Annotated in this window: 13 protein-coding genes and 1 riboswitch; of the genes, 6 read left to right on the top strand and 7 right to left on the bottom strand. The window is 72.0% G+C overall.

Features of this window, described 5'->3' with window-relative positions; all coding sequences use genetic code 11:
• Positions 1–61: 61 nt before the first annotated feature.
• Complete coding sequence (locus tag CLV68_RS26720) at positions 62–613, top strand: sigma-70 family RNA polymerase sigma factor (protein ID WP_121393644.1); 552 nt, start codon at positions 62–64, stop codon at positions 611–613.
• A gap of 4 nt (positions 614–617) precedes the next feature.
• On the opposite strand, the gene CLV68_RS26715 is transcribed toward CLV68_RS26720, so the two are convergent.
• The 6 genes from CLV68_RS26715 to CLV68_RS34245 form a co-directional block, all read right to left on the bottom strand.
• The gene (locus CLV68_RS26715) at positions 618–872 is read right to left on the bottom strand and encodes a hypothetical protein (RefSeq protein ID WP_121393643.1); all 255 of its coding nucleotides are present in this window, start codon (positions 870–872) and stop codon (positions 618–620) included.
• A complete protein-coding gene (locus tag CLV68_RS26710; protein ID WP_121393642.1) occupies positions 869–1,501 on the bottom strand; it encodes a hypothetical protein in 633 nt (210 codons plus the stop codon). Before CLV68_RS26710 ends, CLV68_RS26715 begins: the two co-directional genes overlap by 4 nt.
• Before the next feature lie 89 nt (positions 1,502–1,590).
• Positions 1,591–1,923 carry a PadR family transcriptional regulator gene (locus tag CLV68_RS35790; RefSeq protein WP_281274699.1) on the bottom strand — a complete coding sequence of 111 codons (333 nt, stop codon included), beginning with the start codon at positions 1,921–1,923 and terminating at the stop codon, positions 1,591–1,593.
• A gap of 139 nt (positions 1,924–2,062) precedes the next feature.
• Positions 2,063–3,106 (bottom strand): ribonucleotide-diphosphate reductase subunit beta, encoded by a 1,044-nt coding sequence (locus CLV68_RS26700; RefSeq protein ID WP_246010126.1) that lies wholly within the window; start codon positions 3,104–3,106, stop codon positions 2,063–2,065.
• Positions 3,103–5,448 (bottom strand): ribonucleoside-diphosphate reductase subunit alpha, encoded by a 2,346-nt coding sequence (locus tag CLV68_RS26695; RefSeq protein WP_246010125.1) that lies wholly within the window; start codon positions 5,446–5,448, stop codon positions 3,103–3,105. The genes CLV68_RS26700 and CLV68_RS26695 overlap by 4 nt, the downstream gene beginning before the upstream one ends.
• Before the next feature lie 108 nt (positions 5,449–5,556).
• Positions 5,557–5,767, bottom strand: a riboswitch (cobalamin riboswitch).
• Positions 5,768–5,971: 204 nt separating this feature from the next.
• The gene (locus CLV68_RS34245) at positions 5,972–7,909 is read right to left on the bottom strand and encodes a hypothetical protein (RefSeq protein WP_170224600.1); all 1,938 of its coding nucleotides are present in this window, start codon (positions 7,907–7,909) and stop codon (positions 5,972–5,974) included.
• A gap of 195 nt (positions 7,910–8,104) precedes the next feature.
• On the opposite strand from CLV68_RS34245, the gene CLV68_RS34240 reads away from it, so the two are divergent.
• Entirely contained in the window at positions 8,105–8,281 is a 177-nt protein-coding gene (locus CLV68_RS34240; protein WP_170224599.1) for a hypothetical protein, read from the top strand.
• A gap of 211 nt (positions 8,282–8,492) precedes the next feature.
• Here CLV68_RS34240 and CLV68_RS26685 read toward each other — a convergent pair whose 3' ends face one another.
• Positions 8,493–13,991 carry an ATP-binding protein gene (locus CLV68_RS26685; RefSeq protein ID WP_121393639.1) on the bottom strand — a complete coding sequence of 1,833 codons (5,499 nt, stop codon included), beginning with the start codon at positions 13,989–13,991 and terminating at the stop codon, positions 8,493–8,495.
• Between the two features lie 529 nt (positions 13,992–14,520).
• On the opposite strand from CLV68_RS26685, the gene CLV68_RS26680 reads away from it, so the two are divergent.
• From CLV68_RS26680 to CLV68_RS26665, 4 genes are all read left to right on the top strand, one after another.
• Complete coding sequence (locus tag CLV68_RS26680; RefSeq protein WP_121393638.1) at positions 14,521–15,627, top strand: NAD(P)/FAD-dependent oxidoreductase; 1,107 nt, start codon at positions 14,521–14,523, stop codon at positions 15,625–15,627.
• The gene (locus CLV68_RS26675) at positions 15,628–16,485 is read left to right on the top strand and encodes an SDR family oxidoreductase (protein ID WP_121393637.1); all 858 of its coding nucleotides are present in this window, start codon (positions 15,628–15,630) and stop codon (positions 16,483–16,485) included.
• A gap of 5 nt (positions 16,486–16,490) precedes the next feature.
• Complete coding sequence (locus CLV68_RS26670; RefSeq protein WP_121393636.1) at positions 16,491–17,360, top strand: NAD-dependent epimerase/dehydratase family protein; 870 nt, start codon at positions 16,491–16,493, stop codon at positions 17,358–17,360.
• Positions 17,361–17,442: 82 nt separating this feature from the next.
• On the top strand, positions 17,443–17,808 hold the full coding sequence (locus CLV68_RS26665; protein ID WP_092774802.1) for a VOC family protein: 366 nt from the start codon (positions 17,443–17,445) through the stop codon (positions 17,806–17,808).
• Positions 17,809–17,886: the final 78 nt, after the last annotated feature.

Below are 17,886 nucleotides of genomic sequence, written 5' to 3'. Positions count from 1 at the left end.
GTGAATAGTCGCTCCATATGGCGCACGAGTTCCCGGCGGGGTGTGGTTACGATCCGGGATCATGACCCCCGATGACGAGGTGACCCGCTGGGCGCTGCGCGCGCGCACGGGCGACCGGGACGCACTGGAGCGGTTCGTGCGGGCCACCCAGCGCGACGTGTGGCGCTTCGTCGCCCACCTCGCCGACGTGTCGCTCGCCGACGACCTCGCCCAGGAGACCTTCGCCAGAGCGCTGAGCAGCCTGCGCGGCTTCGCCGGTCGCTCCTCGGCCAAGACCTGGCTCCTGGTCATCGCCCGCCGCGTCGTGGTCGACCAGATCCGGATGGCCAAGGCCCGCCCCCGACTGGCGGCCGGGGTGGTGTGGGAACACGAGGCCGACCGCGTGGGGGCGACGTCTGGGTTCGAGGGCGTGGTCGAGCTGAACGTCCTGCTCGACGCGCTCGACCCGGACCGCAGGGAAGCCCTGGTCCTGACCCAGGTCCTCGGCCTCAGCTACGCCGAATCCGCCGAGATCGCCGCCTGCCCGGTCGGCACCATCCGCTCCCGAGTAGCCCGAGCCCGCGACGACCTCATCCGAGCCATGGACAACACCACCGCCACCGAAACCGGCTGACCCCCTACCGCCGAACCCGACGACGGGCGACGACCAGTCCCCCGCCGGTCGCGGTGATGGCCGCGGTGGTGATCGCTGCGGTGGCCGGGTTGGGGGCTAGGACCAAGACGATGGCGCCGAGGATGATCAGGGCGGCGATGGCGGCCGGGATGATCCAGCGCAGCAGCCGCAGGGCTTGGTCGGTGCGAGCGGGGTCGTCGACGACGTAGCCGATCAGGCCGTGGGGGTGCGGGCGCGGGGTGGAGGGAACCCGGGTCACGATGACTTGATCCGCTCGCGTGTTGACGGAGGCGGGGTGAGCAATTCCCGGCGAAGAAAGAGTGCGTGGTGCAGGATTCGGAGCGCGTACACAAGTTGTGTCCACCAGTTGCCGTCTCCCGACGCGAGATCCCACATCTCCGACATGAAGATCTCCCGGTACTGCCCACGGTGGTGTGGAGGCAGCAACCGCACGGCGAGCCCAGTCATCCCGCGCGACATCCGCCCCACCCGGAACGCAGGTGCCTTCTGCTCTCGTCCGCCCGTCTCGGCGACAGCGACGATCGGGTTCAGCGCGCCGATCATGACGTCCAGGCTCGCGGCGACGATCTCGAGTGCCTCCACCAGCTCGGCGTCGACGTGATCGAAGTCGCGGCCGCACCGGGCAACGACGTTGTCAAGGATGCGGAGAAGATCGTGACCACCGATCGGCATGCGGGCGACGTCGAGAGCACTCGCCAGGTCCCGGGCGCTGTCGCGAGCCCGGGACAGGTACAAGTCGCGCGTGCGGGTGAGGTCGAGAACCAGATTGGGACTCAGATAGCCGTCGAGGGGCTTGTTAGGGCGCCCCAGTCTTATGGCGACCTCGCGCTCGTTGGCGACATCGCGGGTGCGGGCCAGATCCCGCACGAGGATGTGCGCGAGTTCGTGGGCTCGACCGCGTGCGACGCCGCCACTTCCGCCACGGACGGGAGCACTACTGCTCGGAGAGGTACCTGTCATCGGGCACCGCCCGCGAGGCCGGGACGCAGGCGGGTGAGGGCGGCTTGTGAGGCTTCGACGCGGGTGAGGGCGGCGCGGATGGGGGCGAGGCTGTTGGGGTCGAGGCCGTAGTAGCGGCGGCGGGGCCTGCCTTCCTGGGCCGGGTCGATGTCCTCCCAGCGGCTGCGCAGCCAGCCGACCCGTTCGAGCCGGGCGAGCAGTGGGTGGATGGTGCCGCTGGGCAGTCCGGCGGCCGCGCAGATCTCGAGCCCGTACATCTCCTGGTCGGGGTTCTCCATCAGGGCGCGCAGCACCAACTGCGTCGGCAACGTCATGCGTGGGCCTGCCATACCCAGAACTCTACCTAGCCCCTATCTAGAGATGCACCATGGTGTCGCGAAGCCGCGAGCCGCTGGCCGGACCAGGCCGGACACGTACGATCGGAGCCGGGCTGGGTCCAGTGGAGGTGCCCAGCCCGGCGGGTGCAACCTAGAAGTCTTCGTCGAAGGAGACGGAGCCGGTTACTGCTACCTGGTAGGCGGAGACTCGGCGTTCGAAGAAGTTGGAGAGTTCTTGGACGTCTTGGAGTTCCATGAAGGCGAAGGGGTTGGGGGAACCGTAGATGGGGGGGATGCCCAGGACCTGGAGGCGGCGGTCGGCCACGTGTTCCAGGTAGGTGCGCATGTCGGCGACGGACATGCCTGCCACGCCGCGGACCAGCAGGTCTTCGGCGAACGCGGTCTCGGCGTCGACGGCTTCGCGGATCATCTGCTTGACCTGGTCGATCAGCTCGTCGTCGAACAGGTCGGGTTCCTCGCGGCGCACGGTGTCCACCACGTCGAAGGCGAAGGCCATGTGCATGGACTCGTCGCGGAAAACCCAGTTCGTGCCCGACGCGAGGCCGTTGAGCAGGCCGCGGGAGCGCAGGAAGTACACGTAGGCGAAGGCGCCGTAGAAGAACAGGCCCTCGATGCAGGCGGCGAAGCAGATGAGGTTGAGCAGGAAGCCGCGGCGGTCCGCCTTGGACTCCAGGCGGGTGAGGCCGGAGATGGAGTCGATCCACTTGTAGCAGAACTCGGCCTTGGCGCGGATCGACGGGATGTTGTCCACCGCCGCGAAAGCCGCGATCCGCTCGTCCTCGTCGGGCAGGTAGGTGTCGAGCAGCGTCAGGTAGAACTGGACGTGCACGGCCTCCTCGAACAGCTGCCGCGACAGGTAGAGCCGGGCCTCCGGCGCGTTGAGGTGCTCGTAGAGGTTGAGCACCAGGTTGTTGGCGACGATGGTGTCGCCGGTCGCGAAGAACGCCACCAGCCGGTTGACCAGGTGCCGCTCGGCAGGCGAGAGCTTGGCCAGGTCGGCGAGGTCGGAGTGCAGGTCGACCTCCTCGACGGTCCAGGTGTTCTTGATGGCGTCGCGGAAGCGGTCGTAGAACAGCGGGTAGCGCATGGGCCGCAGGGTCAGGTCCATGCCGGGGTCGAGCAGCGCGTGGCCGCGGGCGGTGCCCGCCAGGCCGGTGGTCTCAAGAGCCGTCACTGGCATGCCTCGCAGGACTCGGGGTTCTCCAGGGAGCAGGCGATGGCCTCGGCGTCGACCGGGGCGGCTGCCGCGGTCGGCACGGTCGCCTGCTGGATGCGCGTCGCCGGGCGGGAGCGCAGGTAGTACGTGGTCTTCAGCCCGGACTTCCAGGCGTAGAGGTACATCGAGGACAGCTTGCCGATGGTCGGCGACGCCACGAACAGGTTCAGCGACTGGCTCTGGTCGATGTACGGGCCGCGCGCGGCGGCCAGGTCGACCAGTGCCTTCTGCGGCAGCTCCCACGCGGTGCGGAACAGCTCGCGCACGTCGGCAGGCAGCTCGGTGAGCCCCTGCACGGACCCCTCATCGCGCTTGAGCCGCGACCGGACGTCGTCGGTCCACAGCCCGCGCGCCTTGAGCTCGCGCACGAGGTAGGAGTTGATCTGCAGGAACTCCCCGGAGAGGGTCTCGCGCTTGAACGTGTTCGACACCTGCGGCTCGATGCACTCGAAGCAGCCCGCGATGGAGGCGATGGTGGCGGTCGGCGCGACGGCGATCAGCAGCGAGTTGCGCAGGCCGTGCTCGGCGACGCGGGCCCGCACGGCGGTCCACCGCTCGGTCTGCGTCGGCGTGACGCCCCACAGGTCGGGCTGCAGGTCACCGCGGGCGGCGCGGGTCTGCGCGAACGACGGGTGCGCGCCCGACTCCTCGGCCAGCGTGGCAGACGACTCCAGCGCCGTCAGGTAGATCTCCTCGGCGACGCGGGTCGAGAGCTCCCGCGCCCTCGGGGAGTCGAACGGCAGGCCGAGCTTGAAGAAGACGTCCTGCAGGCCCATGACGCCGAGGCCGACCGGCCGCCAGCGCGGGTTGCTGCGGGCAGCCTGCTCGGTCGGGTAGTAGTTGATGTCGATCACACGGTCGAGGAACACCACGGCGGTGCGCACGGTCGCGCGCAGCCGCTCCCAGTCCATGCCGTCGGGAGAGTCGGCGAGCACGTGCGCGCCGAGGTTGACCGAGCCGAGGTTGCAGACCGCGGTCTCCTCGTCGCTGGTGATCTCGAGGATCTCGGTGCACAGGTTGGACAGGTGCACCACGTTGCCCGGCTCGGCGGTCTGGTTGCAGGTCCGGTTCGAGGTGTCCTTGAAGGTCATCCAGCCGTTGCCGGTCTGCGCCAGCGTGCGGATCATCTTGCCGTAGAGGTCGCGGGCCTTGACCGTGCGCACGGCCCGGCCCGCCTCCTCGGCGCCGCGGTAGGCGCGGTCGAAGTCCTCGCCCCACAGGTCGACCAGCTCGGGCAGCTCGTCCGGGTCGAACAGCGACCAGTCGGCGTCGGCCTCGACCCGGCGCATGAACTCGTCGGGGATCCAGTTGGCCAGGTTGAGGTTGTGCGTGCGCCTGGCGTCCTCGCCGGTGTTGTCGCGCAGCTCCAGGAACTCCTCGATGTCCGGGTGCCAGGTCTCGAGGTACACGCAGGCCGCGCCCTTGCGCCTACCGCCCTGGTTGACCGCCGACACCGACGCGTCCAGGGTGCGCAGCCACGGCACGATGCCGTTGGAGTGGCCGTTGGTGCCGCGGATCAGGGCGCCGCGGGAGCGGACCCGGGACCACTGCACGCCGATGCCGCCCGCGAACTTCGACAGCCTGGCGATCTGGGCGTAGCGCTCGTAGATCGACTCCAGCTCGTCGCGCGGGGAGTCGAGCAGGTAGCACGAGGACATCTGGGTGTGCTGGGTGCCGGAGTTGAACAGGGTCGGCGAGCTGGGCAGGTACGCCAGCGACGACATCAGCCGGTAGAACCCGATGGCCTCGGCGGCGGTCGTGGACAGGCCGCAGGCGACCCGCAGCAGCCAGTACTGCGGCATCTCGATCACGGTGCGCTGCTCGGGGTGTCGCAGCAGGTAGCGGTCGTAGACGGTGCGCAGGCCGAAGTACTCGAACCGCCGGTCGGCCGCGGGGTCGACGGCGCCGTCGAGCTCGGTGGCGTTGGCGGCGACGAACGCGGCGGTGGTATCACCGATCAGGCCCTGGTCGTGGCCGAGCGCGATGCTGTCGCTGAACGAGCCGACGCCCTGCCTGCGCACCTCCTTGCCGATGAACGCGGCGAGCAGCCCGGCAGCGAGCTTGGAGTACTCCGGCTCCTCGGCCACCAGCGCGGCGGCGGTCTGGATGGAGAGCTGGTCGAGCTCCTCGGTGCTCGCGCCGTCGTAGAGACCGCTGATCGTCCTGGTCGCCACCCGCAACGGGTCCACATCGGACAGTCCGGTGGCCTGGGCGCGCACCGCCCCGACGATCTTGTTGACGTCGACCGGTTCCAACGTCCCATCGCGCTTGCGCACGCGCATGGTGGTCGTGGCCGTCACAGGTCTCTCCTCGCTCACCGAGCGACCCCGGGCAGCGGAGACCGGGCGGGCGCGCGCGACCGCCACGTCCTCCCGCCCTCCCTCGGGGCCGCGGACACCCGCACGCGGACGCGTGCGGAAGCGCTGGCAGGTCTTCGGACTCGCGGGCACGCCTCATCGGCACCTACCGGCCGCCGCTTCCCAGACCTGTCGTGGCCCAGTGCTTCGTGACGGCTCTCGTTCCCACTCACCGCTGCGGGGCAGCCCCGGACTCACACCGGGTTCCCTCTTGCGACGACCGATCTGGATGATCGGCCGAACCAGCTAGAGGCACAATACATGGGTGCGCGCCCGGCCATCGCACCCCACATCTAGTGGGCGTGTCGCTCGGTTGGAGCAGTGCCCACAGGCACGGTCCGCTGTATCCCACCCGAGCCGATGGCCTGCTCGATGATCGAGACCGAGCCACTGGCGGGCCGAATCGGCAATCAGCCGAAGGCACTCGGTCAGCCGATCTGGATGATCGACTGGCGGGCTTGTCCGGCTAGTGGCTGCTGGGTTCGGGCTCGCGCTCGGAGGGTGGGGCAGGTAGCCGAGGGGCGACCGGGGGGATGGGGTCGGTGGCGGTGGCAGGAGCGGGTATCGGGGGTGGCGGGGGTGTGGGAGTCAGGGGGCGGAGGGTGGTGTAGTTGACCGTGGTGGGGGCGCCCGGGTGGATGGTGAGGGTGCCGGGGCCGATCTTGCCCTGGAAGGCGTTGCCCGCGTTGTCGATGGCGAAGATGAAGGGCGCGCCCTCGCCGGTGAAGTGGATTCCGCCGTCGGCTGAGGGGTTGGCGCGGAAGTTCCAGGTGTTGCCGCTGAGTTCGGTGAGGCGGGGGAACAGGACGCGAGTGGCGGCGGCGCGGTCGGCGGGGGGTGTGTCGAGGATGATCTGGCGGGCGGCTTCGAAGCGGGCGTTGTTGCTCTCGCCGGGGATCGGGACGGTGTGCGGGTCGACGGGGGCGCGGACGGGTTCGACGGGAGCTCGTTCGGCGAACAGCTTCTTGGCGCCGCCCGCGACCAGCAGGGCCAGGTTGACCACGCCCTGGGTGCCGCGTTCCCACCGTTCGAAGTCGCTCATCCCGGTCGGGGCGAAGGCGCGCTGGCCCACCGCGGCCTCCACGATGTACGGAATGCCGGTCAGGTCCGCGATGCCGAGACCCACCAAGCCAAGTCCGGCAAGGAATCCCGGTCCGTTGCCGCCGTGATCCGCCTTGTACTCCTGCCAACGCCCGTAGATCCCCAGACCGACGCCCACGACCAGTAGACCCGCGAGCACCGTCCACCCGACCGGCCCGGCCAGCAGCAACCCGACCCCGATGATGATCGTCGGAATCGAGAGGATCAGCCCGGACAGGATGCCGCCGAGCACGTCGCCGCACTTCTCGCGCAGCCAGTTCCGCATCCGGCCGACGATCTCCGCCAACCACCGCTGCACCGGCTGCGACCGAGCCTGCCCGGTCAACCGCTCGGCCTCACCCGCGAACCTGACCGCCCCCTGCGCCCCACGGGAACGCGCGTCGGACACCCACCCCCGCTGCGCCTCGACAGACCGGTCCACCGCCCCGGCATGACCATCCACAGTAGACCGGTGTCGAGCACCCAACGCGTCACCCGCCACAGCGGGCACCCGATCCAGCTCTGCCGTCATCGCGTCCCGCGTCTGCCCGGCCTGCCCGGCGAACGCCGCCGCACCCTGCCGCAGCGCCGCACCCGCCGCCTCCCCCACCCGACCGAACGCCCCAGCCGCCTGCTCCCCCACTCCCCCAACGGCCTCCTGGTGCCCGGAAGCGAGCTGCCCCGCCCCCTCGACCAGCCCACCCGCCGCGTCGTCAATCCCCTGCGACACCTGGTCCCCAGCGGCCCGAACCACACCGACCGGGTCCTCCACCGGCCGCGCCCGCCCCGCGACCAACCCGGCCAACGACCGCGCGTGATCGACCAACCCAGCCCCGAGCCGAGCCGCCGTGTCCCGCAACCGGCCACGGCTCTCCGCGCCCCACGCGGCCAGATCCCCCACTGCCGTCTGCCGCCCCGCACGCAAGGCCGCCACAAACCGCTGATGCCCCCGCGCGGCCGTCTCGACCGTCCGCGAACCCGTTGCCCGCAAAGCGGAAACCGCAGTGGCCGTCCCCTCCACCAACGCCCGGTCGGTCTGGTCAGCCGCGTCCCGCACCTGCGAGGCGGCGCTCTCCTTCGCCGGGTCGTACAGACTCGACTGTGCCGCGGCGACCCCCGCCCGGACCTGCCCCGCCGCCTCCCCGCCCGACCGCGCCAACTCGCCACCGGCCTTGTCCGCCACGGCTTGCCCGATGCGATCCTGCCCAGCGGCGATGTCCGGATCCCCCGCCGCGGCAGGCGGACGCGCGGCCGAGGCAGCGGGCGTCTCACGAACCGCGCGCTCAGCCTCCCGCTGTCCGGCCGCGCGGGACTCCTCCCCCATCACATCGATCCGAGCGTGCGCGGCCGTCACCCCGGCCCCCGCCCGAGCCCGGACCGTCGCACGGGTACCCGTGGAAGCAGCCTGGGCCGCGGCGGCCTGAGCAGACGACTGCGCGCTTACGTTGGCACGCAACGAACCCAGCGCTGCGACAGCCGTGGCCTCCTGGGTACTGACAGTCGCGGACAACCGGTCCTGATGAGCCCGGACCGCCTGGTCCACCCGCTCCCCGGCCCGCTCAGCCGACTCCCCGACGGCCAGCCGCTGCTCCTCGGCCACCCGCACGACCTCGCCCGGCACACCCGCGTCGGGCACCGGCACCGCGACGTCCGCAGGCGGCTCGACCTCGGTCCGCGCGGGAACGCCGAGCAGTGACGCCACCGCCGTGTTCCCGGCCGCCCGCTGCAACGCGAGCAGGCCAGATCCCCGCTGGTCCGCCCCCGGGGAAGGGGGCGGACCAGTAGAAGACACCTCGCGCCGCCGCCGCACCGCTCAACAACACCACGGCACGGCCCGCCCGGGCCATGGCCCCCGGTCCGCCCCTTCGGGCAACACCGACCGGCCACAAGGGACACCTAGCGACCGGTCACACCTTCATCCCGTGCTCGATCGCCTCGATGATCCGCGGCCGCAGCTGCGCGACGCTGACGATCGCGTCCACCGAGCCGACCTCGACCGCGCGCTGGATGCTGTGCACCCGGTCGAACTCGGCGGCGACCTCGCTGAGCTTCTCCGCGCGCACGGAGGCGCGCACCTCGGCGAGGCTGGTGTTGAGCGCGGCCCGCTCGGCGCCCTCGGCGGCGGCCACCCGCGCCTGGAGCTCGGTCACCCTGGGGTCGGTCGCGGTGCGGTTGTTCACGTCGCCGGAGAACACCACCGCCGCCGCCGGGGCACCACCGAGGACGGACGCGAACGAGCCCTCCAGCGCCAGCACCGTCATGTTCGGGTTGAGCGCCTTGGAGAACACGACGAACGCGCCGCCGTGGTAGCGGGAGATCACGCAGAACACGATCGGGCCCTGGAAGTTGACGATCGCCCGGCCGATCTCCGCCCCGTACTCCAACTGGAGCTTGCGCATCGACTCCGGCGAACCGTCGAATCCGGACAGGTTCGCCAGCACGACCAGCGGCCGGTTGCCCGACGCCGAGTTGATGGCGCGCGCGGTCTTCTTCGACGACCGGGGGAACAGCGTGCCCGCGGTGTAGGTGTCGGGGCCGTCGGTGGGCGGGAAACCGCGCCTGGACACCGAACGCGACTCGATGCCGACCAGGCAGACCGGCCAGCCGCCGATGTGGACGTCCTGCACCACCGAGGTGTCCGCGTCGGCCATGCCCGCCCAGCGCTCCAGCACCCGGTGGTCCTGATCGGACAGCGCGCGCATCACCGTGCGGATGTCGAAGGGCTTCTTGCGGTCGGGGTTGTGCTCGACGGAGAAGACCTCGCCGACGGTGGCGAAGTCGCTGCCCACCACCGCGTGCGGGAAGCTGGACACGTCGCGGGTCACCGGGTCGGTGGTCTCCGCGCGGCGCGGCGCGATCTCGCCAGGCACGACGTAGGTGTGGTCGTAGTGCGCCATCAGGACATCGCGCGCGCCGGACAGGTTCGGCGCCCAGTACTGGGCCTGGCCGTTGGGGCCCATGACCCGGTCGTAGCCGCCGATGCCGAAGTTGTCCTCCGCGGACACGCCGCCGGAGAAGTCCAGCGACTGCTTGCCGGTGAGCACCATCGCCGAGTCCGGGGTCATCACCAGGATGCCCTTGGTGTGCATGAGCATCGTGGCCTCGGCGTTCCAGTACGGCTGGGCGCCGACGGTGATCCCGGCGACCACGATGTTGATCTCGCCGCCGTCCTGGGTGAAGGTGACGATCCGCTTGAGCGCGGCGGCCACCCAGTCCATGTTCTCGGTGCCCGACGCCATCGAGATCCGGGCACCGGCCGAGAGCGCGAACCACTCCAGCGGCACGCGCTTGCGCTCGGCGAGGTCGAGCGCGGCGATCACCCTGGCGCACTCGGGTTCGGAGAGGGCGCCGAGCGCCTTGGTCGGGTCGCCGAGCAGCACGACACGGGTGACGCCCTCGGGGTGGCGCTCGGTGGGGGTCGTGACGACACCGGCGACGATCGCGGCGGTGTTGCGGCCGCGGGGCCGGTCGACCGGCACGAGTTCGCCCGCGGCGTCGAGGTCGTGTTCGACGAACTCGCCGTTGGCACCGGCCAACAGCCCGGTCAGCTCGTACGGGTAGACGTTGCCGCGGCGGGCCGCGCGCAGGACCTTCTGGTCGTAGTCGTCCAGCGGCCGCACGGGCTCGGTGGTCGGCTCACCGACCTCGAACCGCGCCTCCTGCCCCGGCGACAGGGTGATCCGGACCGCGACCTCGTGCAGCTCGCCCGCGGAGTTGCGCCTGCGGGCCAGGAACAGCACCTCTTCCAGCCCGGCGCCCACCGTGGTCGGCAGGATCCGCTGGACGAGGGTGTTGACCTCCTCGGCGACCAGGTCGGTCGGCGGCCAGACGTACATGACGATGCGGTTGGTGTCGAACCGCTTGTTCTGCGGGCGGCGCGCCTGGATGCCGCGGATGGCGTCGAGGCAGGCGATGAAGGTGTCCTCCACCGCGGGCAGCGACACCAGCCTGCCGTCGGTCTCGCGCAGTGCGGTCAGGTCGCGGACCTGGGCCATGGCGACCAACCGCTCGTCGGCCTGGTTGCCGTGCGCGACGGCGTTGAACAGGTAGATCTCCTCGTCGACCGAGGGCAGCCGGGTGAGGTCGAACTCGCTGAACCGGCGCAGCTGCAACCGCTGCGCGATCTGCGGGTGCAGGCCGCGGATGAGCCGGTCCTCGGTCAGCACCGTGGCGTCCGGGCCGTCGGGGCGGAAGGTGAAGTGGTGGTGCATGACCGCGCCGCTGGTGCCCGCGACGGTCGTGGTGATCCGGCGGACCCCGGCGGGCAGCGGCTGCTCGGCGAGCAGTTCCCCGAGCCGCACCGCCATCGCGTCGGCGTCCGGCTGGTCCTCCCAGATCAGGTACAGGTCGGCGACCAGGCTCCGCTCGGCGACGTCGGCGGCGAGCACCCCGACCGCGCCGATCGCGGCGGGCAGCGCGTCGATGTCGACGGCCGTGGTGACAACCCTGGTGACACCGAGGGGTTCGGCGTGGTCGGCGGTGACGAACCGGCAGCCGGAGCACTCCCGCGTGGTGACCTCGGACAGCCCGCTGTTGCCGTAGTAGCGGCGGGTCAGGACCTCCAGCAGCGGCGCGTGGTCGTTGCCCGCGTGGCCGAGGCGCTGGCCGATCAACCGGACCAGCGGCTCGGCACTGGCCACCATGGCCTGGATCCGCTCGGCGCGGTCCGGTGCGTCGGGGGCCTCGTCGAGGTGGCGCAGCTGGGCGCGCACGGCGGCGTACACCCTGGCCCGGTTGCGGCGCAGCAGCGGCTGGGCGAACCAGCGGAACACCACACCGCGGGCCAGGTCGGCGACGGCCGGGAACCGGACCTGGGTGGCCTCGACCAGGCGTTCCAGGGTGAGGCCGAGCGGCTCGCGCAGCGCCTCGGCTGGTGCGGAACCCGCCAGCCAGCGGCGCAGCAGCTCGGAGACCACGGCAACGTCGGTGGCCATCCGCTGCTGCGACAGGAAGATCCGGAAGACCGCCGCCTCCAGCGCGGGGGTGCGGTCGAGGTCGGTGACGCCGTGGTGGGCCAAGACCCGCTTGAGCTTGGCCTGGAACCCCTCGGTCAGGCCCGCGCGCTCGGCGTCGAGGCTCTGCAGGTAGCTGTGGAAGTACTCGCGGGGGCTGTGCACCGGGCTGCCCGGCTCGACCTCCAGCTCGTTGCCCGGCCGGTTGCGGCTGAGCTCGGAGAGGTCGGCGAACACGGTCAGCAGGTCCAGCTCACCGGCGGAGGGCCGGTTGCCCAGCTCGGCCCTGGCGGCGAGGTAGTCGGCCAGCACCGGGCCGCGCTCGTCGGGGTCGACGTCGTAGCCGAGCAGCAGGGCGCGCAGGTCCCGCAGGCCGCGCGCCACCCGCTCGTCGGCGGTCAGGTCGGCCGGGCCGGTGGGCAGGTCGATCTCGACGGCCGCGGCGGCCGAGTCGTCGGCCGCCTCGGTGTCGTCGGCGTCGACCAGCGGCTCCAGGCGCATCAGCGGGGCGCCGGTCTCGACCTGGCTGCCGACCGACACCGGGTACTCGCGGACCCGGGCGCGGAACGGCGCGCGCAGCACCGTCTCCATCTTCATGCTCTCCAGCACCACGATCGGCGCGCCGGCCTCGACCTCGTCGCCGACCGAGAGCGGGGTGGCCACGACCAGCGCGGGCGCCGGGGAGCGGACGACGCCGCCCTCGTCGCGGCTGATGCGGTGTGTGACGCCGTCGACCTCGACCAGGTGGGTCGGGCCGTGGGTGGCGGAGATGAGCCGGAACCGCTGCCCGTTGACCACGACCTGGCCGGTGTGGGCGTCGAACCGGTTGACCTCGACCTCGGCGCGGTGCGTCTGGGCGCCCTGGGTGATGACGACCTGGAAGCGCTGGGGTCCGACCCGGGTGACGCCGACCTGGTAGCCGACGCCGCGCAGCTTCAGCCCCAGCGGGCGGCCGCTCTCGTGCCGGACCTGGGGGCGGCCGCCGTGCGCGGTGGACAGCAACTGCCTGCGGCTGACCTCCTCCTCGTCCTGGTACGCCTCGATGGCGGCCGCGGCCAGGGCGATGGCGGAGTGCCGGTGGGTGACCAGGCGGCCCTCGGCGCGGACCCGGTCGATCCAGCCGGTGTCGCAGGTGGCGTCGATGACCTCGGGCTGGTCGAGCAGGTCGAGCACGAAGCTCTTGTTGGTGGCGCCGCCCTCGATGATGACGGTGGTCTCGGCTATCGCGCGGCGCAGCCTGGCCAGCGCCTCGGCGCGGTCGCGGCCGTGCGCGATGACCTTGGCGATCATCGAGTCGAAGTCGGCCGGGATGGTGTCGCCCTCGCTGACGCCGGTGTCGACCCGGATGCCGGGGCCCGCGGGCAGCACCAGCCGGGCGATGCGGCCGGGTGAGGGGGCGAAGTCGCGGTCGGGGTCCTCGGCGTTGAGCCTGGCCTCCACGGCGTGGCCGCTCTCGACCGGCTGCGGACCGTCGAGGGTGCCGCCGCCCGCCACGTGCAGTTGCAGCTTGACCAGGTCGGTGCCGGTGGTGATCTCGGTGATCGGGTGCTCCACCTGGAGCCGGGTGTTGACCTCGAGGAAGGCGAACAGCTTGTCGCCGGGGTGGTAGAGGAACTCGACGGTGCACGCGCCGCGGTAGCCGACGGCGACGGCGAGCCGCTCGGCGGACGCCTTGAGCTCGGCGGTCTGCTCGGGGGCGAGCACCGGCGACGCGGACTCCTCGATGATCTTCTGGTTGCGCCGCTGCACCGAGCAGTCGCGCACGCCCAGCGCCCACGCGGTGCCCTGGCCGTCGGCGATGACCTGCACCTCGACGTGCCGGGCGCCGGTGACCAGGCGCTCGAGGAAGACGACGCCGGAGCCGAACGCGCGCAACGCCTCCTGGCTCGTGCGCTCGTACGCCTCGGTGAGGTCGGCGCCGGAGGCGACCATGCGGATGCCGCGCCCACCGCCGCCCGCGGTCGCCTTGAGCATGAGCGGGTAGCCGATGCGCTCACCCGCGGCCAGCGCGTCCGCCAGGGTCGCGACCTCGCCGCGGCTCCACGGCGCGACCGGGACCCCGACCTCCTCGGCGATCAGCTTCGCGCCGATCTTGTCGCCGAGCTTGCGCATCGCCTCGGCGCTGGGGCCGACGAAGGTCACGCCGACCTTCTCGCACAGCTGCGCGAACGCCGGGTCCTCGGCGACGAAGCCCCAGCCGACCCAGGCGGCGTCGGCGCCGGTCTCCACCAGCGCGCGCTCCAGCACGGCGTGGTCGAGGTACGGGCGGGCCGAGGCCGGGCCGAGCGGGTAGGTGATGTCGGCCGCGCGGACGAAGGTCGCGTCGCGGTCGGCGTCGGTGTAGAGCGCGACCGTCTCGATCCGCGCCCCGGTCTCCGCCGAGAGGTCCCGGACGGCGTGGATGAGCCGCATCGCGGCCTCTCCACGGTTGACGATGGCGACACGACTGAACACCGGCTGAGCCTCCCCAGTTCCCGCGCGAAGAAGGCGACGTCCGGGTCCCGGAGCGTCGCCTGCACTCGCCACTACCCTGCTGGGTTACCGGCGGGTCCACCACTGCCCGAACCACGCGTGCCGGCCCCACCATTTTGTAGGGTTCCCACAAAACACGAGCGGGACTGGCCCAACCGCCCGCCCGCGCGCGCCGTGTCTGCTACAAAGCGCGACCACCGCCACGACCAGCGTGACCACGGCCACCCGCGCGGCGCCGACCGGCCGGTGACCACCCGGTTGACGGCAGGGATCGGGCCGGTGACATCGACGGCGGGCGCCAACAGCCGACCCCGGGGGTCGCGCCCCGGGACTCGGGGTCGCCCGCCGCGCGGATCGGGGTCGGTTGTGGCCACCGGGCAGTCGGGACTCCACAGTGGAGCGTCGAGCGGACGGGCGCGGGGAGATCACGCGAACACGGGATGATCCCGGGCACCCGGTGCGGCGACGCTCGGAGGTGTCCTAGGAGGGAACTTCGGCGCGGGAGACGGCAATGACTCACCGGCGGGAACTCGACATCGCTGTGATCGGGGCGGGGATCCTGGGCTTGGCCACCGCGGAGGCCCTGCTCCGCCGGGGTGCCGAGGTGGCCGTGTTCGACGGGCGACCGCCGGGGGCGGGCCTGTCCGGCGGGCTGACCAGGACCTTCCGGCACCGGCACGACAGCGAGGCGCTGGTGGCGATGGCGGTCGAGGGGCGACGGGGGTTCGCCCGGTGGGAGGAGCGCCTCGGCCGCGAGCTGATCGGCCAGGAGGGCGCGGTCTACCACGGCATGGACGACTCGTGGGTCACCGGCATGGTGGCGCAGGGGGTCGAGCACTCGTTCGTCCCCGGCGCGGAGCTGTTCCCCGCGTTGTCGCCGGTCGACCGGCCGGTGCTGGTGGACCCGGGCGCGGGCGCGATCAGGGCCAAGCGGACCATCGACGCCCTGGTCGGCTGGGTCGGGGACCGGATCATCCCGTTCGACGTGCACAGCGTGACGGTGCCCGCGGACGGCGCGGGCGCGGAGGTGCAGACAACCGAGGCGATCTACCGGGCCAGGCACGTGGTGATCTGCGCGGGCACGGCGGTGCCCTGGCTGGCCTCCAGCACGGGGCTGGACATCCCGCTGGTGAGCGCGCTGCACGCCCGGCCGCACTTCCGGGTCCGGCCGCACCTGCTCGGCACGCCGCTGCCGTGCTGGGTGGACGTCTCCGAGGAGTTCGGCGCGAAGGTCTACGGATCCCCCATCGGCGAGACCGGGACGTACGTGGTCGGCTTGATCGGCGCCGACGTGGACGTCCCCTTCGGGCCGGGCGGCGCGCTGCCCGCCGGGACCGGGATGGAGGACCACGTGCGGCGGGTGAGCGCCTACGTGGCCAGGGCGCTGCCGGGCCTGGACCCGGAACCGGTCGGCGCGCGGGTGTGCGTGATGACCAAGCTGCCCAAGGGGAGCGACGCGCTGCGGGCGTGGCACCGGCCGGGGGTCACCGCGATCGCGGGCCACAACCTGTTCAAGATGGCGCCCGCGCTCGGCGACCTGCTGGCGGAGACCGCGCTGAAGGACCAACTGCCGGAGACCCTGGAGCGGGCGGGCGCCGACGCACTCGAGGCGGCGTAGATGGCCATCGCGGTCACCGGGGGCACCGGCACGGTCGGGTCCCGGCTGGTGTCGCGGCTGACCGGTCGCGGGCAGCGGGTGCGCGCCCTGGTCCGGCCGGGCGGCAGGCGCCCGGCCGGGGACCTGGTCGAGGCCGTCGAGGCCGACCTGGAACGCCCGGAGGCGGTGCTCGACGCGCTCTCCGGCATCACCGACCTGTTCCTGCTGACCCCGCTGCACCCCGACCAGGCGTCGCTGCACCGGGGCCTGGTGGACGCGGCGAAGCGGGCCGGGGTGGAGCACGTGGTCCGGCTCTCGGCGCTCGGGGCCGACCCGCGCTCACCGGTGCCGATCCACCGCCAGCACGGCGAGGGCGACCAGGCGGTCATCGAGTCCGGCCTGCGGTACACGGTGTTGCGCCCCAACTCCTTCATGCAGAACGCGGCGCAGTGGGCGCACACAATCAAGGCACGGGACACCATCGTCCTCCCGGTCGGCGACGCGAAGGTCAGCATGATCGACGCGGGCGACATCGCGGAAGTGGCGGCGGTGGCACTGACCGAGGGCGGCGCCGACGGCCAGGCCCTGGACCTGACCGGCCCCCGCGCGATCAGCTACGCCACCGCCGCCGCCATAGTGTCCACAGTGGTCGGCCGCCGAATCTCCCATGTGGACATCGCCCCGGACGAGGCGGGCCGGGTCATGGCGTCCAACGGGGTACCGGAGTGGGCCATCGCGGCTCGGCTGGGCCTGTACGGGACCTTGCGCGCGGGCGAGGCGGAGCACGTGACGACGACGGTCGCCGACTGGACCGGGAGGCAACCACGTGACTTCGCCGAGGTGGCACCGGACCTCGCCGCGGTACTACGGGACGGGTGAGCGGGATGCGGGTCTTCGCGATCGGCGCTACGGGCGTGCTGGGTGGGCGGTTGGTGCCGCTGCTGCTGGAGCACGGCCATGACGTGGTGGTGATGGCGCCGGATGACCGGCTTGGCCTGCTGCCAGAGGGGGTGCGTGGGGTCAGCGGGGATCTGCTGGACCCGGGGATCACCGAGGTGCTGGCCGGGGAGTTGACCGGGGTGGACGTGGTCGTCAACGCGGCGACGGCCATTCCCCGGGACTTCAGCGCGCCGGGGGCGTGGGAGCGCAACACCGGGTTGCGGCGCCACGGGACGGTGCGGGTGCTTGAGGCCGTGCTGACGGCCGGGGTTCCCGCCGTGGTGCAGATGAGTGTCACCATGGCCTACGCCGACGGGGGCGATGACTGGCTGACCGAGCAGGCACCGTTCGACACCGATCCGGCCCGCGGCTCCATAGTGGACCCCGTTGCGGCGATGGAACGGGCCGTGACGGAGATCGGTGGGGACAGGATCGCGTGGTCGATACTGCGCGGGGCGCGGTTCGTCGGCGCGGGCACGACCCAGGACGCGATCCGGGCGCGGCTGCGGGAAGGCACGCTGCACGCGCACCCCGACGACCGCTACGTCTCGCTCGTGCACGTCGCGGACTTCGCCGCTGCCGTCACCGCCGCCATCGAGCGGCGCACGAGCGGCGTGGTCCTCAACATCGCCGACGACCCGCTCCTGGTGGCCGACTACCTGGGCCGCCTCGCCGAACTCGACGGCGCCCCGGAGCCGGGCACGTCGACCGACGCGGCGCGCGAGGTGTCGCACCGGGTGTCGAGCGCCGCCGCGCGGCAACTGCTGGACTGGCAGCCGAGAACCGGGGTGTGGCCAGTCCGCTTCGGACAGTGAGATCACGCGAACGCGTGATGATCGCCCGGCAGCGCCCGGGTGATGCTGGGACGGCCAGTGCCGATGTCGACAGGGAGAACCCATGCCCAACAACGCGATCGGACCGAACTTCCTCACCCTGCAGGTCCGCGACCTGGACCGCGCCCGCGACTTCTACACCAACGTCGTGGGGTTCACCACCACCGAGACCGCCGCGCCCAACGCCGTCGTGCTCGACACCCAGCCGATCAAGCTGGCGCTGCGCAAGGCGGTCATCGACCTGGACTCGGTGCCCGAGCTCGGCTGGGGCGTGGTGCTCTGGGTGAAGGCGGAGGACCCGGACAAGCTGGCCGAGGTCGTCTCGGCGGCCGGGGTCACCATCACCAAGCCGCCGTGCGACGGCTTCTGCGGCCGCGAGTTCCAGTTCAAGGACCCCGACGGCTACGAGCTGACCGTCTACGAGGGCTGAGCGGGACGGGACCGGGTGCCGCACGGCGCCCGGTCCCGCCCTCGTTCCCACGAACCCAGGCGAACCCGCACCCCGCGT

This window comes from Actinokineospora cianjurensis (assembly GCF_003663795.1).
In the GTDB taxonomy this organism is placed as follows: domain Bacteria; phylum Actinomycetota; class Actinomycetes; order Mycobacteriales; family Pseudonocardiaceae; genus Actinokineospora; species Actinokineospora terrae.
The sequence above is the reverse complement of the archived record's forward strand: the minus strand, read 5'-3'. Positions and strand labels throughout refer to the sequence as shown.